Raw genomic sequence first — 19,253 nt, 5'->3', positions numbered from 1 at the left:
ATAACCAATAACAACCTCACTTATCCTTCTGAAACACCCCAACTATACCATTGGCGATAGATAAGATAAAACTCAAGATAAGCGGTGGCAAGAATCCTTCCACTTTGAAACCATCCACGAGGTAGTCGCACAAATAAACGATACACACGCTAATAACCAAGGAGAACAAGCCCAAGGTTAAAAAAGTAATCGGTAAAGAAATGAGGCTGAGAATGGGTCTCACAAAAGTGTTTAGGATACTCATTACCAATGCCACTATTATAGCCGTAGTGTAACCATCTACGTTGATACCTTTGAGGTAATTGGGCAAAATCAGGATGATTAGGCCGCAAAGCAATAGTCTTACAATGTAATTTGTCATTTCGATTGATGTCTAGTTATTAATACGTTGAGTACTTCGTCGAGGCTAATTTCTTTGGCTTCCAATAATATTAAATAATGGAAAAGTAAATCTGCGGCTTCGCCCAGAAACAGGTCTTTGTTATCGTCTTTGGCTTCAATGACCAATTCTACGGCTTCTTCGCCTACTTTTTGTGCTATTTTGTTGATTCCTTTTTTAAACAAAGATGCAGTGTAAGAAGCCTCTGTAGGATTGTTTTTTCTGTCCTTTATAATTTCGGTTAGTTGCTGAATAAACATGACCTTGCCGCTGTTTGTTTCATTCCAACAGGTATCGTGGCCGGTATGGCAAGTGGGGCCATCGGGCAATGCTTTAATGAGTATGGAATCTCCGTCGCAATCTACTTGATGCTCTTTATAGTTGAGGAAATTGTTTGAGCTTTCGCCTTTGGTCCATAGTCTTTCTTTGGAGCGGCTGTAAAAAGTCACCTTGCCTTGGCTAATGGTTTTTTCAAGGGCCTCGGCATTCATATAACCTTGCATGAGTACTTTGCCTGTGTAAAAGTCTTGGATAATGGCCGGAAGGAGTCCTTTAGAAAAATCTGCTTGTCTATTCATAAAAATAATAATTGTGCAAAAATACTAAGTACTAATTAATTGTGTGTGGTATTCTAAAATTATTATATTTTTTTTCAAAGAAGGCTTGACAAATATAAAAAGACCCCTTATCTTTGCACCCACATTGAACGAAAGAGGTTCTTTAAAAGCGAAAGTAGCTCAGTTGGTAGAGCGTAACCTTGCCAAGGTTAAGGTCGCGGGTTCGAGACCCGTCTTTCGCTCAAGAGATAAAAAGTTCCTATGAAAATGGGGACTTTTTTGTTTCTTAGGGCATATCACCCGCCGGGGTGGTGGAACTGGTAGACACGCAGGACTTAAAATCCTGTGAGCCTTATCGCTCGTACGGGTTCGATTCCCGTCCCCGGTACTCGGAAGGTCTTAGATTAATTTCTAAGGCCTTTTTTGTTTTTTTAACTTGAGTATTGTTGCTCGTACGGTGGCGATCGGCAGCCGTCGCTGTCCCGTCCCCGGTACATAAGGTCTTAAAGCTTCGGTTTTAAGGCCTTTTTTTGTAAAATCAAAAATCTACAATCGATTCAATCTACAATCGATTCAATCGTCAATCGATCCAATCGTCAATCGAATAAATCGTCAATCGAATAAATCGTAAATCGATCCAATCGTAAATCGAATCAATCATAAATCGAATCAATCGATCAAATTTTTTACTCTCTTTTTGAATAAAATGTAAATTGGTATTACTTTAGCACCACCATAATCTTAAATAAAGCTTCCTACATTCCACTTCTTGTTTCGTTTGATGGTTTAGTCCATCATAGCTCATCTACGTCCATACACTAGATTTAAAATTTGCCATGAATTTACATTTACAATTGGAATGCCGCTCAAGCGTGTTATAAAGTGGATTAAGAAATTTGAGAAGTACTTCTTTTATTATAAAGACGGATATTTCGTGTTGCCCTATCTTACCAATACTCCTCAGCTTATGGTGGAGAGTTTAAAGAATATGCCTTTTGTGAGCCACGATACAGACCACCAGGTGATGTATTCTAAAACGCCGTTTACCGAAGGGCAACTTAGGTATCAGGAAATAGAAGAGGGCCTTTGGTTGATTGTCTCGGAGCTGGAGTTTAAAGTGAATGTACACACAAAGGCTGTATATGATGACTATGGCTCTGACTATTATTTTTTGGCTTTTTCGATTTATGACAATCCAGTGACGCCAAAGCTGGATATGAAGATAAACAATATGGAACTGAGGAATAACAGTTGGGCTATGTATAAGCCGGGCATCCCTATTGATGCTTTTCACGCCAAAGGTACCAAGGGATTGTTTTTTAATTTTTCATTTAACAGAAAATGGATTGAGACTAATTTTTTAGATAAAGAGCCGCCCTCAAAATTATTGTTTCAAAAAATATTAAATACCGAACCGGGTTATTTGACTTGGGAGGGTCTGATGAACGATGCACAGCCACACGCCTTGGATATTTGGAAGAGCCTTTCGGGTGACACACACCAGGCCTTCAGTAAGCTGAAAGTTAAAATTCAAGCTTTAGAAATTTTAACTATTTTCTTTTCAAAAGTATATGAAGAAGAAAAAAAGCCCGAAGAATCGAAGGGTGTTTTGGTAAGCAATGATGAGCCGGTGTGGAAAATTGAGAAATATTTGGTTCAAAACTTAACGAATCATTTTCCTGGGATAGATTTTTTGGCCGATATGGCGAATGTGTCGCCCTCTAAGCTCAAAGTAAATTTTAAAAAAGTATTTGGTCAATCTGTTTATCAGTATTTTAGAACAAAGCAGATGGAATTGGCCTTGGTGATGCTTAAAGAAGAACAAGTGCAGATAAAAAATGTTTCTTCCTATTTTGGATACGAAAATGCAAGTAAATTTTCGTTGGCCTTTAAGAAAGTTCACAAAATGCTGCCTTCTGAAGTGGATAGGAGTCGATAGTGCTCTTGTTTGCGATGGTGTTTTTTTCTTATCGGGCTATTGATTTGTCTTATCGGGCTATCTGTTCGCTCAGCAATTTGTATAGTTTTGTATAACTGAAATCAGCTATTCAAAGTCAGGTAATAAATATGGATAGCGGTGTTCCAGTTTTTCTTAACCCAATAGTCATGAAAATAAATAGAAGAGGATTCGTAGCAGCCGCTGTGTTGCTTACGCACCAAGCAATAGGCAAAACCAGTTTGTTTTCGTCTTATTCTCAGTCAAACCAAGCCATCTCAAAGCTAAAAGAGATATGTAAGCTCAAGAAGCATTTTTTTCAAAAGGAACTCAAAGTTGTTTTTAGGGAAAAGATGGATTCCTTCCAAAAGCTGGGCTACAAAAGCAGTTTTGATGGCTGCTTGATGAACGATAACAAAACCTATGCAATCTATCCCATAGAACTGCAAGCATCGGGCAAAACGGTAGAGCAAAGCTTTTTGCTGTTTTCAAAAAATAGTGATTGGAGCTACGTAGGTGTATGGAATAACTATGAAATGGATAGTTTTTTGAGCTTTGTTGAAAAATCAAAATTTGATGCACAGTTAGTGGCAGAACTGCTACCTACAGACAGAAAGATAGATGGTGTCTCCAATCCTTACTTGAATAGTAAATATTCCTATTCTTTTATGACTCAGGTGAAGGAAAATGTCGTGTCTTGTAGAATCAAGCACGGGACTGTTAAGTTTGAAGACTTTCAAGAATTCGAGAAAACATTTAAAATATAATCAGTATGGCAGAACCGTTTCTTTCAGAAATAAGAATCATGTCCTTTAATTTTGCTCCTAGAGGTTGGGCATTATGCAATGGGCAATTGTTGCCTATTAATCAGAATCAAGGCCTTTTCTCATTGCTTGGGACTACTTTTGGCGGAGATGGACGAGTGAATTTTGCTTTGCCAGACCTAAGGGGAAGAAGTCCTATTCATGTAGGCTCAGGACATACCTTGGGCGAACGAGGTGGGGAGTCTGCTCATACACTTAGCATAGCTGAGCTGCCTACCCATACGCATATACTGAATGGGTCTTCGGCTGTTGTAAGCACCAATATACCTACCACTAGCACTGTATGGGGCAATACGGCTCCGACGCAAGTATATAATAGTGGAGCAGCAAATATGGGAGCTATGTCAGCTGGGATGATTGGTAATATTGGAGGGAGCCAGGCACACCTTAACATGCAACCATTTTTGGGCCTAAATTTTTCGATTGCTTTACAAGGGATTTTTCCTTCACCGAATTAACTTTTACAAAAAAATAACGATATGGCTCAGCCTTACGTAGGAGAAATAAGAATGTTTGCTGGAAATTTTGCTCCAGCTGGATGGATGTTCTGTGAGGGACAACTGCTTCCTATCTCTGAGAATGAAACACTTTTTAATTTGATAGGTACTACTTATGGTGGCGATGGGCAAAGTACGTTTGCCCTGCCTGATTTGCGAGGTAGGCTTCCAATACACTTTGGAAATGGCTATATATTGGCTGAGACAGGAGGAGCAGAAGAAATTACCCTTACCGTTAGTCAAATTCCAGCCCACAGCCATCCCATATTGGCATCTAATGACCCAGCGAATTCGCCTTCACCTGCCAATGCATTGTTCTCGCCCACGGCTGTTGGACAAAAAGTGTATTCAACTGCAACTCCAACGGTGGTACTGCCGCCTACGGCAATGAATCCAACGGGAGGAAGCCAGCCCCATACCAATTTTCAACCTTATCTCTGTGTCGATTTTATCATTTCTTTGTTTGGGATTTTCCCTTCACCTACATAATAGATATTAATAGGCTTTATAAAATGTTGGTTGTTTTTTGATGAATTTAAATTATTGATAATATGGCAGAACCATTTGTTGCTGAAATAAGAATATTCCCTTTCAATTTTGCTCCCCGAAGCTGGGCTTGGTGTGATGGACAGCTTATGCCTATTTCGCAAAATACGGCTTTGTTTTCCTTGCTTGGCACCACTTATGGCGGCGATGGAAAGTCTAATTTTGCACTGCCTGATTTGCAGGGAAGGGCTCCTATGCATCCAGGCCAAGGGCCTGGTCTTTCATTGCATGATTTGGGAGAGACAGGAGGTAGCGAGACGGTGTCGCTGTTGCAATCTGAAATACCTTCCCACAGTCATTCGGTTTCTGTGGCTGCTATCAATTCACAAGTTATCACCCCAATAGCAACATCACCAGGAAGGGGTAATCCAATACCTATATATACTGGCACTGTGACTCCTGTTGCGATGCATAGCAATGCCTTGGCACCTGCTGGAGGGGACCAGCCACACAACAATATGATGCCATATCTGACTTTTTATTTTAATATTGCTTTGCAAGGGGTTTTTCCACCTAGAGGTTAATGAACAATGTTTTAAGAAATGAAAGTTTAAGGTATGTCTATAGAAATCGAAGATGATTTGATAAGGTTGAGGTTGTTTTCAGCCTCTGATATAGATTTTTTGAAGGAAGTATATTTTAGTACAAGAGAAAAAGAACTTCAGCAAGTTAATGATTGGACTAATGAAATGAAAGTGTCTTTTTTGACACATCAATTTGAAGCCCAGCATGAGTATTATCTCAAGAATTATGTAGGTGCTGAGTTTTTTGTGATTGAAAAAGCATCAGAAAAAATAGGACGGCTGTATTATAATGAAGGTTTTGATTCAACAATCAGAATCATAGACATTGCTCTCTTACCGAAATTCCAGAAAAAAGGATTTGGGACGATCATTCTAAAAGGAATTTTTGAAAGAGCGAAGGAGATTCAACAGAACGTGACGATTCATGTGGAGAGTTTTAACCCCGCCATGAAATTGTACCAAAAACTGGGCTTTAAGAAAATTTCAGAAACGAACGGAGTATATCATTTATTAGAATGGAATTACAAGAATTAAGTGAGCTGACAGTAAATGATTTTACTGAACACCTCAACAGGAGGTTTGATATTAAGTTTGAAGACCATGTGACTTTATCGGCTGAATTGATAGAAATACAGGAGTTGAGTGGTTACTCGCCTTTGGAGCGTAAGCCTTTTTTACTAGTATTTCGTACTGAACAAAAAAACGAATATTATCCGCAAGCCACATTCATCGTTTTTCATCCCCAAAAAGGAGATTTTCCTGTTTTTATGACACCCAAAGGTTTTGATTCGGTAGGGATGAAGTATGAAGCTATATTTTCATAAAATAAACGATATAGCAGATGATGCTTATTGAAAGACCATAAATCTACTTATACAAAAAAATTAACCTGTAATTTTAAATAATTCTCACTATGAGGCAATTCTATCTAACATTTCTTACTATTGGAGTTCTCTTTGTTGGATTTTCATTAAGCAAAATTGATGAAGAAAATTATTCAATAGATAGTTACAAAAAAAAGAACTTAACTGTGCCAAAGCCTATTCCACTTAAAAAGCGTGGGCCGTTGGTTTTGAAGTATATAGCCCCTGAGAACAGCATTATGAATATGTTGGTTCCCAGCATGACTGTTGTTAAATCAGTAAGTGTAGAAGGTGGAGGAAATGCTGTGCTGGGTGGCCAGTTGAATTATTCTGTGCTTGTAACCAATAATGGTACAGATGCTACTGGAGTTACTTTTACGGATGTTTTAAGTGGTGACTTAACCTTAGTGGCGGGAAGTCTTAAAGCTAGTCCTATTGCTGTAGACGAATCCTATGATTGCATAGGAAACGTTGGTATAAATGTACCAACTGTAAGCGGTGTTTTGGCCAATGACATCAATCCAGTAAACACGAATATGACAACAACTGCTGTAAACACAGCAGGAACTCAAGGAACAGTTACACTGAACCCAGATGGTAGTTTCACCTTTGTACCAAATGCGGGTTTTAGTGGGGCCACCACTTTTGGCTATACCATGTCGAATACGCACTTTGCACGAACAGCTACTGTCACTATAAATGTGTCTGCTCCGATATGGTTTGTGAATATAGCAGCAGCCTCCAACGGCACAGGAACATTGGCAAGCCCATTTAAAGATTGGTCTGATTTTGCTACTTCAAATGCTCTTTCTGGAGTTGCCAATCCAGCTGCAAACCAGACTGTTTTTGTGTATGCGGGAACATACACAGGTGCTGCTACATTAAAAGCAGGGCAGAAAATACTGGGGCAAGGAGCAACAACGTCATTGGCAAGTTTTGCTGGTGTTACAGTCCCTTCCTTCTCAAATCCAGCATTGCCTGCCACGGGTGGAACAAGTCCTAATCTGACGAGTAGTGGAAATACAATTACCTTGAATTCGGGAAACACATTAAGGGGTTTTGGTATGGGAGTGAGTACGAAAGACATTATAGGCTCATCTTTTGGTACACTTACGGTAAGTGAAGTAACATTAGATGGAAACGGCCAAGCCTTAGACTTAAATACAGGAACATTGGCAGCTACTTTTTTGAGCATTAGTTCGACCAATTCGGCAGACGAAGGTGTTGAATTGAATACTGTGGCGGGTACGCTGACGTCTACAGGCGGTACGACCATTACAAATCCCACAAGCCAGGGCATTGAAATATATGGTAATGCCGCACTAACTGCGAATTTTGGGAATACGAATATTGCTGGCTCTGGAAATGTTGGATTTATAAATACAAGCAGCTCCGCAAGTAGTTCTACTATGACCTTTGCAGATTTTGATATATCTCCAGATGCTAGTCAGCAGGCAATACAAACCACATTTAAAGGTAGTTTAACTTGTACGAGTGGAACAATTTTATCATCTGGTGCAATAGGCGGAGCTATTGGAAATATATCCTCAGCAAACTTGGAGAATCTGAGTATGGTTTTGGATAGTTATACAGCCTCTGGCTCAACAAATGGTCTTTTGATTCAAAATACAACTGGGTCATTTACTGTTAACGGAATAGGAACTACCGCTGGGTCAGGTGGTACTATATCCAATATATCAGCAAAGGGGATTAACATAAACAATGCCTCAAACATTACCCTTAAAAATATGAATTTTACCAATGCCAATACGGCAGATGGTACGTTGACGGGTTCGAGCAATACAGCAGCAAATGCAGCCATCAATGCAATAAGTGTTGCTGGTTTAACGCTCAATAATGTGGTGGTTTCGGGTACAACAACTCAGGTAGGCTTAAACCTAAGTACTTGCTCGAATGTAACGGTTACTAATAGCTCCTTTACCAATTGTGGAACTTCTGGTGTTATAGAAGAAGCGGGTATTGTAGCGATGAATTTGTCAGGTACATGTGCTATTTCTGGAACCACAGTCTCTACATCTGGTGGAAGAAATGTATTTATTAGAAATACAGGCTCTACTTTACTTACAGCTTTGAATGTTACAAGCTCTACTTTTTCAACAGCCAATGGAGCTTCCAATTTTCTATTTGAGAGTATTGATAATGCCAATAGTACGATGGTTTTTAAAAGCAATACTTTTTCGAATCCAACTACAAGAGGTTTGGATATTTTGGCTGGGGGTGCTGCTACGATTAATGTACAAGTGGGCGGTCCGAGTCTTTCAGATGGAAATACTATAACTGCTAAAACCGTTAGCCCTGGTAGCGATGGTCTATACATTCAAAGTGCTAGCAATACTGGCTCTCCTACTGTAAACTATAATGTGATAAACAATACTATACAGACGAGTTTCAATGGGTATTTTCCTATAAATATTGGTGGACAAGGAACTGGCGGGCAGTTTACGGGTAGGATAAACAACAATACCACCAGTATAGCCAATGCTATAGTGGCTACTTCTGGTATGGGAATTTATGTGGCAGCTTATGGCCGTGTAAAACATGTAACTGAGATTAAGAACAATACTGTTAATAATGCGGGTAATTATGGCATACAAGCAGAAACCAACGATAACAATACCAATGGTGCGGATGGTACAATGGACGCCACGATTCAGAATAATAATGTAAACATGATTGCTGGAGGATCTGCTTATGCTCATTATGGACTAACTTCCAACAATGTTGGAGCCTCCAGTGGCAACATGGTGACTTGTGCCAACACAAGTGGAAATGTCTCAAATGGAGTACCAGTGGCTGCTAACTTTGAAGTTAGTTCTTATGTGTTGGCAATTCCTGCAACCAGGGCTACAGTAAAAATACAAGGAAATTATGGAGCATTGCCAGGAGCTTGGACAACGCCGAATCCGGCTGGTGGTTTAACAGCGATAGATGCTGGCGGGGGTGGTACGGTTACATTATCTGGAGTATTTACATGCCTAACGCCTACAAACACCGCTGCTGCAAGACTAATGGCTCAAGCAGATGATGTAAACTCAGATAAAAGCACTGAGGCCTTGGCTGAAATAAAACAAAATACTCAAAATGAAAACTCTTCAGAATTGATTGTAAGTAAAATCAAAGAGGATAATACTTCTGTTGAAGAAGTTGGAGTGACAGATAATGTAGATGCTTATTCGGATTTTGAATCTCAAAATTCTATAGCGTCTTCTCAATCTGGTGAAACGGTTACAGTGAATGGGACAGGGTCAGGATTCAATATTCCGGCAGGAAAAAATATGACAGTCACTTTTAGTGCAACAATTAGCAATACGCCATCTACTTGTGCCATAACCAACCAAGCGAGTGTTTCGGGCAGTAATTTTGCCACGGTGAATAGCAATACCACAACAACCAATGTGGTGATACCAGTGCCAACTGCAGTTACACCAAGTAGTGCTACAAATATTTGTATTGGAAATTCCCTAAATTTAGCCGCTACTTGTGCCTCAGGAAGTGTAAATTGGTATACCGTGGCGGCCCCAAGCACATTGTTGGGCAATTCAGCCTCTGGTGCTAATTTCTCTCGTTCGCCTACGGTAAACACTACCTATATTGCAAAATGCCTAGTGGGAGGTTGTGAAAGTACGGGAACCAACACTGGTTTGATAACAGTCAATCCTTTGCCTACCATTACAGTAAGTGCCAGCCCTGCTATATGTGTGGGAGCAGTGTCATTTACAATACCTTATACTGCTACAACCGGTACACCCACCACTTACTCTATTTCGGGTACGGGTATAACTACCGTAACCGATGCAGCATTACCTGCAACACCTATAACGGTTAATTTGAGCAGTGCGGCATCTGGAAGTTCATATTCTTATACCTTGACAGTTAAAAACGCCAATGACTGTGTGTCGGGTAATGTAACTGGAAGTGTAACAGTAAATCCTATTCCAACCATTACTACTGGTGCCAGCACGGCCATTTGTATAGGTGCAACTTCATTTGCGATTCCTTATACAGCTACTACAGGTACGCCTACTAGTTACTCAATTTCAGGAACTGGCATTACAACCGTCACGAATGGTGCATTAACCTCAAGCCCGATTGTAGTAAATTTAAGTACTGGTGCAAGTGGCTCATCGATTTCATATACACTTACAGTAAGCAATGCAGGTGGTTGTACATCGAGCAATGTAACTGGAAGCGTAACGGTAAATCCTTTGCCCACATTGACCCAAAGTGCCAGTCCATCTATTTGTGCGGGAGCCACCTCGTTTACGATACCTTACACAGCTACTTCAGGTACTCCTATCACCTATTCCATTTCAGGCACTGGAATAACGACAGTTACGGATGGGGCTTTATCTGCTACGCCAATAACCGTTAACTTAAGTAGTGGAGCATCGGGGTCAAGTATTTCATATATCTTAACTGTAAAAAATGCTAATGGATGTACTTCGAGCAATATAAACGGCAGCGTAACTGTAAATGCTTTGCCTACTCTTACGAAAAGTGCTAGCCCTGCGATATGTGCCGGTGCAACATCATTTACAATACCTTATACGGCCACTACAGGTACGCCTACTACCTATTCTATTTCTGGCACAGGAATTACTAGCGTAACGGATGCCACTTTGCCAGCATCTCCTATTACAGTCAATATAAGTGATGTAGGTGGAGCAACCGGAAGCTCGTATGCCTACACTTTAACAGTAAAGAACGCCTCTGGATGTAGCTCGACCAATATCACAGGAAACGTCACCGTCAATTCAACCCCAGCACCAACAAGCCCAACCGCTACACCATCTAGTAGAACTACTATAGGTTCATCAACGCTTTCAGCAACTGGATGTGTGGGTGGAACAATTACTTGGTACAATGCCACAGATAATGTGGCTGTACCTTCGCCTAACAATCAGCCTAATTTCACGGCTCAAGGAACGTATAATTTTTATGCAAAATGTACAGGAGCAAATACCTGTGTGAGTGATGCAAGTGCAAATGTTTCGGTATCTGTAAATTTATGTACGCCATTGGCTTCTTCACCTGGCAATGTAAACATTACTTGGACGGGACTTTTGAGTAACGATTGGAGTACGGCTTGTAACTGGAGCCCGGCTTGGGTGCCAGACCTCACCAGCGGGAAAGTTATTATTCCTAATACGATTAACAAGCCAGTCATTTCAGCTTCTATTCCTGATGTTAAATCAATCGAAATTCAGGCTGCGGCACTTCTAACAATCAACAGTGGGAGAACTCTAAATGTAAGAGGCGACGGTGGATTAAACAAGGGTTTTACAATTGCTGGAGGTACGGTGGTCAACAACGGAACTATAAATATTGAATCGGAAACAAACACTGCAATTCCAGCATATATTTACCTTCAGGCAACGGATGCTGTTTTGACAAATAATGGAACTATTAAAATTAATAGTTCAGATGAGGCTATTGGTGTTGGCTCAGTATCAACACCTGCAACTATTACCAATAGTTTGAACGGTATTATAAACATAGTTGGTGGCATTGGTGTTGAAATTGCTTTGCCATCCGACGTTGTAAACTTCAACAATGCAGGAACTATAAATTATGACGGTACAGTTTTGGCGTTTAAGTTTTTAGGAACCACGAACTTCACCAACACAGGTACTGTAAACATAAATTCGGGAACTGGAATTGAAAACCCTACAGGTAATACCATTACCAACAATGCTTGTGGTAAAATACTTATGGCAAGCGGTATCTATACCAATGGAGGTATAACCACCAACGCTGGGTTAATTCAAATGCCAAGCACTTATAGTTTTGCCAATACTGGTACATTTACAAACAGCGGAGTTTTAAAGGCAAATGCAGTTTCGGGTATTACCAATAATAAAATGGTGATTACGAATGCTTGCCCGATATTTACATTGGGAGGTACTAACAATTATACAGTAAGTGGAATTTTTACAGATGCAGGAGCAACTACCTCGGCCGGGACATATACTGCGGTAGGGAATAAATTCACTGCGAACAATACTATTCCAACGGGTACTCAGACCCTCTATGCCCAAGTAACAGATGGAACTTGCACATTTGTGGTTCCTTTCACATTTGACAATGTAAAACCTTCGGCGGTGTCTGTAAGTACTACGAGTGTGTGTGTAGGTACTAATGTTACACTTTCTGCCACATGTGCTTCTGGTACGGTTACTTGGTACAGTTCTGCAAGCGGAACAAGCTCTTTGGGCACTGGCAGTTCGTTTGTATATACACCAGGCTTGGGTACAGGCCAATCTTTTTATGCTGCTTGTGAGACGACCAATTGTGCTAGTGGTCGCACGGCCACATCAAATTCATTGAGTGTATATAGCGTTCCGTCGCCTCCAACTATTACTCCACCTGCTAACCTTATAGTATGTTCGCCGTCAACACTTACACTTAATGCAAGTGGATGTGAAAGCGGAACCATTACATGGTCTCAAGGTGCAGCTACAGGTACAAGTCTGGTGCTCTCAACGGTTGGAACCTATTCTATAACGGCCACTTGTACTATTAGCGGTTGTACTTCAAATGCCAGTACAGCAGTGACAGGCTTAGAAATCAAGGCCCCATTATTGCCAAATCCAAACTCAGATTCGCCAAAATGTGTAGGAGAAACCCTGACGTTTAGTTCTTTGGCAGAAATGACAAATTATGCTTGGGTAGGGCCAAATTCATTTACCTCAGGCTCGCAAAATCCAAGTATTTCTAATGCTACACTTGCAGCAAGCGGTACTTATACTGTAACGGTGACCAATGCAAATGGATGTACAGCTTCGGCATCGGTTACGGCCACAGTGAATGCTTTAGCCACGGCCTCAGCAACTCCTACCACACAAACCGTTTGTAGTGGTGGAGCAATTACCATGATAGCAATTACCGGAACTGGAACAAGTTATTCTTGGACAAGAGACAATACAACTGGGGTAACAGGTATTGCTTCCAGCGGGTCAGGAGATATTTCGGGTACTTTGACCAATACTACCAATTCTCCAATAACAGTAACATTTAGTATTACTCCAAACGGTACTTGTAATGGTACACCAATTACGGCCACGGTTGTTGTAAATCCGATACCTTCAGCAACCGCCAGTACGCCGAGTCAAAGTGTATGCTCGGGAGTGAACATTACTGGAATTACCTTTAATACGCCTATTGTATTGGCCTCTGCTATAGAAACCATAGAAGCAGTGTCGTCGTCAGACCTGGCAGCACCAAAGGCAACATTGAAAGAAACTCAAGGAATTACGTTTATCAGTGCTGTAGCAGGAACGGTCTTTAACTGGACAAGAGATAATGTAGGTACCGTGGGCGGAAATATTCCTGCGAGTGGTTCTGGAAATATTTCGGGTAATTTCACAAATACAACTTCTTCCCCAATCACTGTCACATTTACGGTGACACCAGCATATACCAATGCCGGAACAACCTGTACAGGTACACCAATTACGGTTACTGTGACTGTAAATCCAAATCCTGTCGCAATAATTACGGATACAGGAACATCGCTTTGTGGTGGTAGTAGCACTACGCTTTCTGCTCCTGCTGATCCAAATTTTACATACGCTTGGCAAAGAAGTATAACAGGGATAGCAAGTCCTAATTCGTTTACAGCATTTGGAGGTACTGGTCAAACACAAGTTGTTACAACATCAGGAGCCTATAGATTAATTCTCACGAACCAATTTAACTGTTCGACTACTGATACAACCGCAGTAAAAATTGGAGATTTCTTGTTTAATGGTTCGCTGGGTGCGGGTGATGCTCAACAGACAGGAAGAATGAATCGTTTTGCGGTTGCTTCAACTTGTGCTGCACCAACGACATATCAAGGTAATTTTACTACAACAGGATCAAGATACTATGATAGTTATACAATCACGAATACAAGAAATGTGCCCGTTTGTGCTACTATTGCTTTAACCTCAAATTGTGGAACCTCTATTTTTTCAGCAGCTTATCTTGGTAGTTTTAATCCTGCATCTTTAGGTACAAATTACTTAGCAGACCATGGTTCATCATTTCCTGGAACATCATTTTATGAGGCAACAATTCCTGCAAACGGAACAATCGTAGTAGTGGTGCATGAAGTAAACCCTGGAACGGGTTGTGCAGCTTACAGTCTAAAAGTAGATGTACCTCGGGAAGCAGCAGGCATAACCGTAACACCTAACGGCCCAGTTTGTGCGGGTACACCATTAACAATCACAGCAAGTGCAGCAAATACATACGCTTGGAGTCCAGGAGGAGCTACCACACGTACCATAAACGCAAGTCCTACCACCACTGCAACCTATAGCGTAACGCTTGGGTATGGCAATGGTACATGTAGTGCTACCGCCACCACCCAGGTAGTGGTAGATCCAGTTGTTGCAATATCTTCCAATTCTCCTGTTTGTGAAGGAAATACTTTGAATTTATCTTCGGGAACGGCAAGTTCATATAGCTGGACAGGGCCAAACTCGTTTACTTCGTCTGTTCAAAACCCTAGTATTACGAATGTTACACCTGCTGCTGGGGGTACCTATACGCTTGTTGCAGTAAATGGAGGTTGTACCACTACCGCAACGACAGCTGTGATTATCAATAGTTTGCCGGTTCCGAATCCAAGCTCAGATACACCCAAATGCGTGGGAACTACCTTGACTTTCAATTCCGCCGCAGGGATGACCTCTTATGCTTGGACAGGGCCGAATTCGTTCAGTGCCAGTACTCAAAATCCAAGTATTAGCAGTGTTACAACTGCCGCTAGTGGAACTTATACATTGACAGCTACCAATGCAAGTGGATGCTCTGCAAGTGCAACAACTGTAGTAACTATTAACCAGGCATTGCCACCAAGCATTTCGCCTCCACCAAGTCTTTCTGTTTGTTCACCTTCAACACTTACGCTCACTGCAAATGGCTGCACTGGTGGAATTATTACTTGGTCTGAAGGAGCTGCTACAGGCACAAGTTTGGTGCTATCAGTAGTTGGAACATATTCAATAACTGCTACTTGTACTGTAAACGGCTGTACATCTGAAGCCAGCACAGCAGTGACAGGGCTTGAAATCAAAGCAAAACCTTCTGCTCCAACGATTACCCCTCCTCCCAATCTGGTGGTTTGTTCTCCCTCAACACTCACCCTCAGTGCAAGTGGTTGTGTAGGTGGAACCATTACTTGGTCTGAAGGAGCAGCTACAGGAACAAGTTTAGAACTTACAGCTATCGGGACTTATAGTATATCAGCAATATGCACCATAAATGGATGCAGTTCAGATGCTAGCGTAGCAGTGACAGGTTTGGAAATTAAAGTGAAGCCTCAAATTACCACTCAACCGCAAAACCTCAGCATCTGCCAAGGCAACAATGCCACATTTACAGTCCAAGCTAATCTTCCAGGAGTGACTTACCAATGGGAGGTAAATACGGGTTCAGGATTTGCACCGGTTGTGGCAAGCACTGTATACTCAGGCGAAAATACAGCAAGTTTAAGCCTAGCCTTTCCGCCAGTTGGATACAATGGTTATCAATACCGCTGTGTGGTGAGCATTAATGGTTGTACGGCAACATCAGTAACCTCTACTTTGTCTATGGCCGGCTCGGCTGAGGCACTGAATATTGTTAATATTACTCCAATCAGTGGAGTTTACAGTCAAACAGCAGTGGCCTATACAATAGCCATGAACAAAATAGAACCTAATGCCAACGTGACATTTAAGTCAGGGAATGCAATACAACTATTACCTGGTTTTGAGACGAGAGCAGGGGCAGTATTCACGGCTAAAATAGAGAGTCCTTGTGGTAATAATTCGACTTTCAATACCAATTTTGATAACTTGCCAAAAGAAATAAGGAAATGAAAAAACTAAACCCATTAGAAGCCATGAAAAAGCTACTTTTATTTGTGACAATGTTCTTATTTTCGCTGGAAGGTTACTCATTTACGCCAATCACCTCTGCCACGCCGAACGGAATAACCAACAGCATCACCATCAACTGGGGAGAGACGGATGTGAGTATCAATGGTTCTACAGTGACTTTGAACAGGTATCAGGTCAGATATAAGATAGTGGGCGGCGTAGCCACCACGATAGACAATATCAGCAATACACTCAGAACATATACACTTGCAGGTTTGGCTTCAGGTCAGACCTACGAAGTGGAAGTGATAGAAGTCATCAGAGTGGTATTGCCACCTTCACCTTTCAATCTGTTTCCTTATATAGACACTGCTATAAGTTCAGGTATTACCACAGTAGCTCTCAACGCTCCACCTATAGCAGTTTGCACCCCACTTACAGTATCAGTAGGAAGCAACTGTATGGCCACAGTAACGGCAGCCCAAATAGGAGCGGGGTCAAGCGACCCTAATGGAGATGCCATCACTTATGCCATCAGTCCAGTTGGTCCTTTTGGTGTGGGTACCCACAATATTACACTCACAGTGACAGATATTTATGGAGCGAGCAATAGTTGTGTAAACACCCTTACCGTGGTAGACACAGAGCTTCCCAAGGTACTTCTAAAAGACGCGGTAGTAAATCTAAGTGCATCAGGCGTAGGTATATTAACCTTAGCAGATATCAATGCTGGTATTACAGACAACTGCGGAGTGACGGGTATTGACATCAACAAGACTCAGTTTGGTTGTGGAGATATAGGTTTTCAGTGGGTGAGCGTGACAGCAAGAGATGCGGCCGGCAACACCACCACCGCCATGTGCAGAGTAAATGTGAAGGATGTGTCGGCTCCGCATGTAAAAGCCAAAAATGTGGTGATGAACTTGAATTTTGATGGTTATGCGGTACTCGACCCCAAAAACATGGACAACGGCACTTGGGATTTGTGTGGCTCGCATACGCTGAAACTGAGTAAATCCATTTTTAGCTGCCAAGACGTGGGCATCAATACCGTCACCCTGATAGCGACCGATGCCTCAGGCAACGAATCAAGGGCGACAGCCAATGTGCAGATAATAGATGCAATAGCACCATACTCAACCACCAAAACGATAGACATAAAATTAGACAAAGTAGGGCAGCCCTTGTTAGACATCAACACGCCAGGCTTAAATATCTACGATGCATGCGGACTTAAGTCTGTGACATTTTCAGAACAAAAGCTAAGCTGTGAGGTGAAGAGCCAAAATGTGGGTATAACGGCCATAGATAAGAACGGCAATGTTTCCAACTTTGTGGCAACAGTAAACCTAAAAGACGACATAAAGCCTGAAGCAAAGACCAAGCCTGTGAATTTATATCTGGGCAAAGATGGTAAAGCAACTTTAACGCCTGATATGATGAACAATGGCAGCACGGACAACTGTAAGATAGATTCTATTTATTTTTCAAAAAACAGTTTCACATGTGAAAACATCGGGAAGGACAGTGTTACTTTTTATGCAAGAGACAATTACGGTAATATCTCGACAAAAAGAGAGGCCATCACCGTGATAGACAGCATGGCACCAAGCATAATCACCAAAGACTTTACACTAACGCTGGATGGCCAAGGCAAAGGCCAACTGAAAGTAGAAGACATAGACAATGGCAGCACCGACAACTGCGGCATAAAGAGCAAAACCTTGTCGAAAACAACCTTTGACTGTACCAATGTAGGCAAAGTAGAAGTGACCTATACAGTAGAAGACAAGAACGGAAACAAAGCAGAGAAGAAACTACAGATAAGCATAGCCGAAACCACCAAGCCCACACTGAAACTAAAAGACAACCTAAGTTTCAGCCTTGACAAAGACGGATTTTTGAAACTGACGGTTGCCCAAGTGGTGGCAGAAGCGACGGACAACTGCGGCATAAAACAGACTACACTGAGCAAAGAGAGTTTCAATTGCATCAATGTAGGCAAGAATGACGTAATGATAACCACGACCGACAATTCAGGTAACACTACCACCGCCACGGCGAGTATCACCATTACCGATGGGCAGGGCAGTTGCCTATGTTCTTATGCTATGCTGGCTTCAGAAAGTATCGAAATCAATGGGACAAACCTAGAATACGGTGGAATAGGAACCTACCAAGCACAAAAAACAGTGAGCATAAGCAAGGCTACCTATGGAGCTAACAATGTGTTTGTGAGATCAGACCTTCTAACGGCAGACACCCCGCCAGCCAACGTAATCAAAGGTATAGCCCCGACACCATTGAGTTTTGAAGAAAACACCAAAACAAGCAAAAAGAAGTTGAAGGTAAAAAATGGTAAGACGGGCGATTTTAGCGACAACGAATATGGCAAAGTGAAGATAGGCAAGAATGCCACGCTGACCTATACAGGCACGGGGGATGTGTATTTCAAGACATTGAAAATCAAGAAAGGAGGTAAACTAAACTTTGGACAAACGGCTAAAGTACACATCAAGACCTACACCAGGCTGGGAGACGAAATCACGATAAATGAAAGCCAAGAGAAAGTAAAGATATTTGCCGCCAAGAACGTGGGCATAAGTAAGGGCAGTCAAGTGAATGCCTATGTGCATAGCCAAGCAAACATAGCGATAGAAGACGCAGATGCGGACAACAAGACGATTGTCAATGGTTTGTTAGTCGGCACCAAGATAAAGACGGGAGCAAATGTGACACTGAAAGGCCAACCGACAGACTGTAGCAACACAGCCACTTCGGCAACTCAGGAAGATAGCCTTATAGCAAAAACAGATGAAGCAGAGGTAAATACGGAAGAGTTGCTTATAGCAGAGCCTAAAGTAGCCAAAATCAGTTTTGGTCCTAATCCTGCCACTGATTATGTAAATATTTCGATGGGCAACACAGCTGCACAGACAATGGTAAAAGTAATCATCAGAGATAGCCAAGGCAGACTGGTAAGAACACAAGACGCAGAGATAGACGGCTTAAGGAACCAGATTAGAGTAGACCTGAGAAAGACTCAAAGTGGATTGTACTTCATTGAACTAATAACTGCGAGGGCAAGAAACGTTCTTAAACTACAGGTAGTGAAGTAGCTGGAAGTTTTCTATAATGATTTATATTTTAAGAGGCTTTAGATGTATGTCTAAAGCCTCTTTTTTGTTTGCGAAAAACTTAGTCTTAGGCCAATATTGCTTTTGAGGTTATAAAACCCCAAAAGCGAAACATCTC

The 19,253-nt window shown here is 41.6% G+C and carries 11 protein-coding genes and 2 tRNA genes; 11 read left to right on the top strand and 2 right to left on the bottom strand.

Annotated features, from left to right (window positions below; all coding sequences use genetic code 11):
- Positions 1–16: 16 nt before the first annotated feature.
- Together EGI26_RS06325 and hisIE are read right to left on the bottom strand one after the other, a co-directional pair.
- Positions 17–361 carry a phage holin family protein gene (locus tag EGI26_RS06325; RefSeq protein WP_255077138.1) on the bottom strand — a complete coding sequence of 115 codons (345 nt, stop codon included), beginning with the start codon at positions 359–361 and terminating at the stop codon, positions 17–19.
- Positions 358–957, bottom strand: coding sequence for a bifunctional phosphoribosyl-AMP cyclohydrolase/phosphoribosyl-ATP diphosphatase HisIE (hisIE, locus tag EGI26_RS06320; RefSeq protein WP_255077136.1), 600 nt, complete (start codon positions 955–957; stop codon positions 358–360). The genes EGI26_RS06325 and hisIE overlap by 4 nt, the downstream gene beginning before the upstream one ends.
- A 148-nt stretch (positions 958–1,105) precedes the next feature.
- Here hisIE and EGI26_RS06315 point away from each other — a divergent pair.
- The 11 genes from EGI26_RS06315 (at position 1,106) to EGI26_RS06265 (ending at position 19,117) form a co-directional block, all read left to right on the top strand.
- Positions 1,106–1,178: transfer RNA gene (locus EGI26_RS06315), tRNA-Gly, on the top strand.
- 60 nt (positions 1,179–1,238) lie between these two features.
- Positions 1,239–1,324: transfer RNA gene (locus tag EGI26_RS06310), tRNA-Leu, on the top strand.
- 471 nt (positions 1,325–1,795) lie between these two features.
- Entirely contained in the window at positions 1,796–2,875 is a 1,080-nt protein-coding gene (locus EGI26_RS06305) for a helix-turn-helix domain-containing protein (protein WP_255077133.1), read from the top strand.
- Between the two features lie 167 nt (positions 2,876–3,042).
- On the top strand, positions 3,043–3,639 hold the full coding sequence (locus tag EGI26_RS06300; RefSeq protein ID WP_255077131.1) for a hypothetical protein: 597 nt from the start codon (positions 3,043–3,045) through the stop codon (positions 3,637–3,639).
- 5 nt (positions 3,640–3,644) lie between these two features.
- Positions 3,645–4,154, top strand: coding sequence for a phage tail protein (locus EGI26_RS06295; RefSeq protein WP_255077127.1), 510 nt, complete (start codon positions 3,645–3,647; stop codon positions 4,152–4,154).
- 21 nt (positions 4,155–4,175) lie between these two features.
- Positions 4,176–4,682, top strand: a complete 507-nt coding sequence (locus tag EGI26_RS06290; protein ID WP_255077126.1) for a phage tail protein — start codon at positions 4,176–4,178, stop codon at positions 4,680–4,682.
- 62 nt (positions 4,683–4,744) lie between these two features.
- Positions 4,745–5,263, top strand: a complete 519-nt coding sequence (locus EGI26_RS06285; RefSeq protein WP_255077123.1) for a phage tail protein — start codon at positions 4,745–4,747, stop codon at positions 5,261–5,263.
- A gap of 33 nt (positions 5,264–5,296) precedes the next feature.
- Complete coding sequence (locus tag EGI26_RS06280) at positions 5,297–5,797, top strand: GNAT family N-acetyltransferase (protein ID WP_255077121.1); 501 nt, start codon at positions 5,297–5,299, stop codon at positions 5,795–5,797.
- Positions 5,779–6,087, top strand: coding sequence for a DUF6916 family protein (locus EGI26_RS06275; protein WP_255077120.1), 309 nt, complete (start codon positions 5,779–5,781; stop codon positions 6,085–6,087). Before EGI26_RS06280 ends, EGI26_RS06275 begins: the two co-directional genes overlap by 19 nt.
- Before the next feature lie 89 nt (positions 6,088–6,176).
- Positions 6,177–15,998 (top strand): 3-coathanger stack domain-containing protein, encoded by a 9,822-nt coding sequence (locus EGI26_RS06270; protein WP_255077119.1) that lies wholly within the window; start codon positions 6,177–6,179, stop codon positions 15,996–15,998.
- Complete coding sequence (locus EGI26_RS06265; protein WP_255077117.1) at positions 15,995–19,117, top strand: T9SS type A sorting domain-containing protein; 3,123 nt, start codon at positions 15,995–15,997, stop codon at positions 19,115–19,117. The genes EGI26_RS06270 and EGI26_RS06265 overlap by 4 nt, the downstream gene beginning before the upstream one ends.
- Positions 19,118–19,253: the final 136 nt, after the last annotated feature.

Source organism: Lacihabitans sp. CCS-44 (assembly GCF_024343735.1).
Classification (GTDB): Bacteria; Bacteroidota; Bacteroidia; order Cytophagales; family Spirosomataceae; genus Leadbetterella.
This window is presented reverse-complemented; position numbering and strand designations above follow the sequence as displayed.

Coding starts and splice junctions, on each gene's coding strand:
- EGI26_RS06265 (WP_255077117.1), top strand. CDS start 15,995: ATGAAAAAACTAAACCCATTAGAAGCCATGAAAAAGCTACTTTTATTT.
- EGI26_RS06295 (WP_255077127.1), top strand. CDS start 3,645: ATGGCAGAACCGTTTCTTTCAGAAATAAGAATCATGTCCTTTAATTTT.
- EGI26_RS06275 (WP_255077120.1), top strand. CDS start 5,779: ATGGAATTACAAGAATTAAGTGAGCTGACAGTAAATGATTTTACTGAA.
- EGI26_RS06285 (WP_255077123.1), top strand. CDS start 4,745: ATGGCAGAACCATTTGTTGCTGAAATAAGAATATTCCCTTTCAATTTT.
- EGI26_RS06290 (WP_255077126.1), top strand. CDS start 4,176: ATGGCTCAGCCTTACGTAGGAGAAATAAGAATGTTTGCTGGAAATTTT.
- EGI26_RS06270 (WP_255077119.1), top strand. CDS start 6,177: ATGAGGCAATTCTATCTAACATTTCTTACTATTGGAGTTCTCTTTGTT.
- EGI26_RS06325 (WP_255077138.1), bottom strand. CDS start 361: ATGACAAATTACATTGTAAGACTATTGCTTTGCGGCCTAATCATCCTG.
- EGI26_RS06300 (WP_255077131.1), top strand. CDS start 3,043: ATGAAAATAAATAGAAGAGGATTCGTAGCAGCCGCTGTGTTGCTTACG.
- EGI26_RS06305 (WP_255077133.1), top strand. CDS start 1,796: ATGCCGCTCAAGCGTGTTATAAAGTGGATTAAGAAATTTGAGAAGTAC.
- hisIE (WP_255077136.1), bottom strand. CDS start 957: ATGAATAGACAAGCAGATTTTTCTAAAGGACTCCTTCCGGCCATTATC.
- EGI26_RS06280 (WP_255077121.1), top strand. CDS start 5,297: ATGTCTATAGAAATCGAAGATGATTTGATAAGGTTGAGGTTGTTTTCA.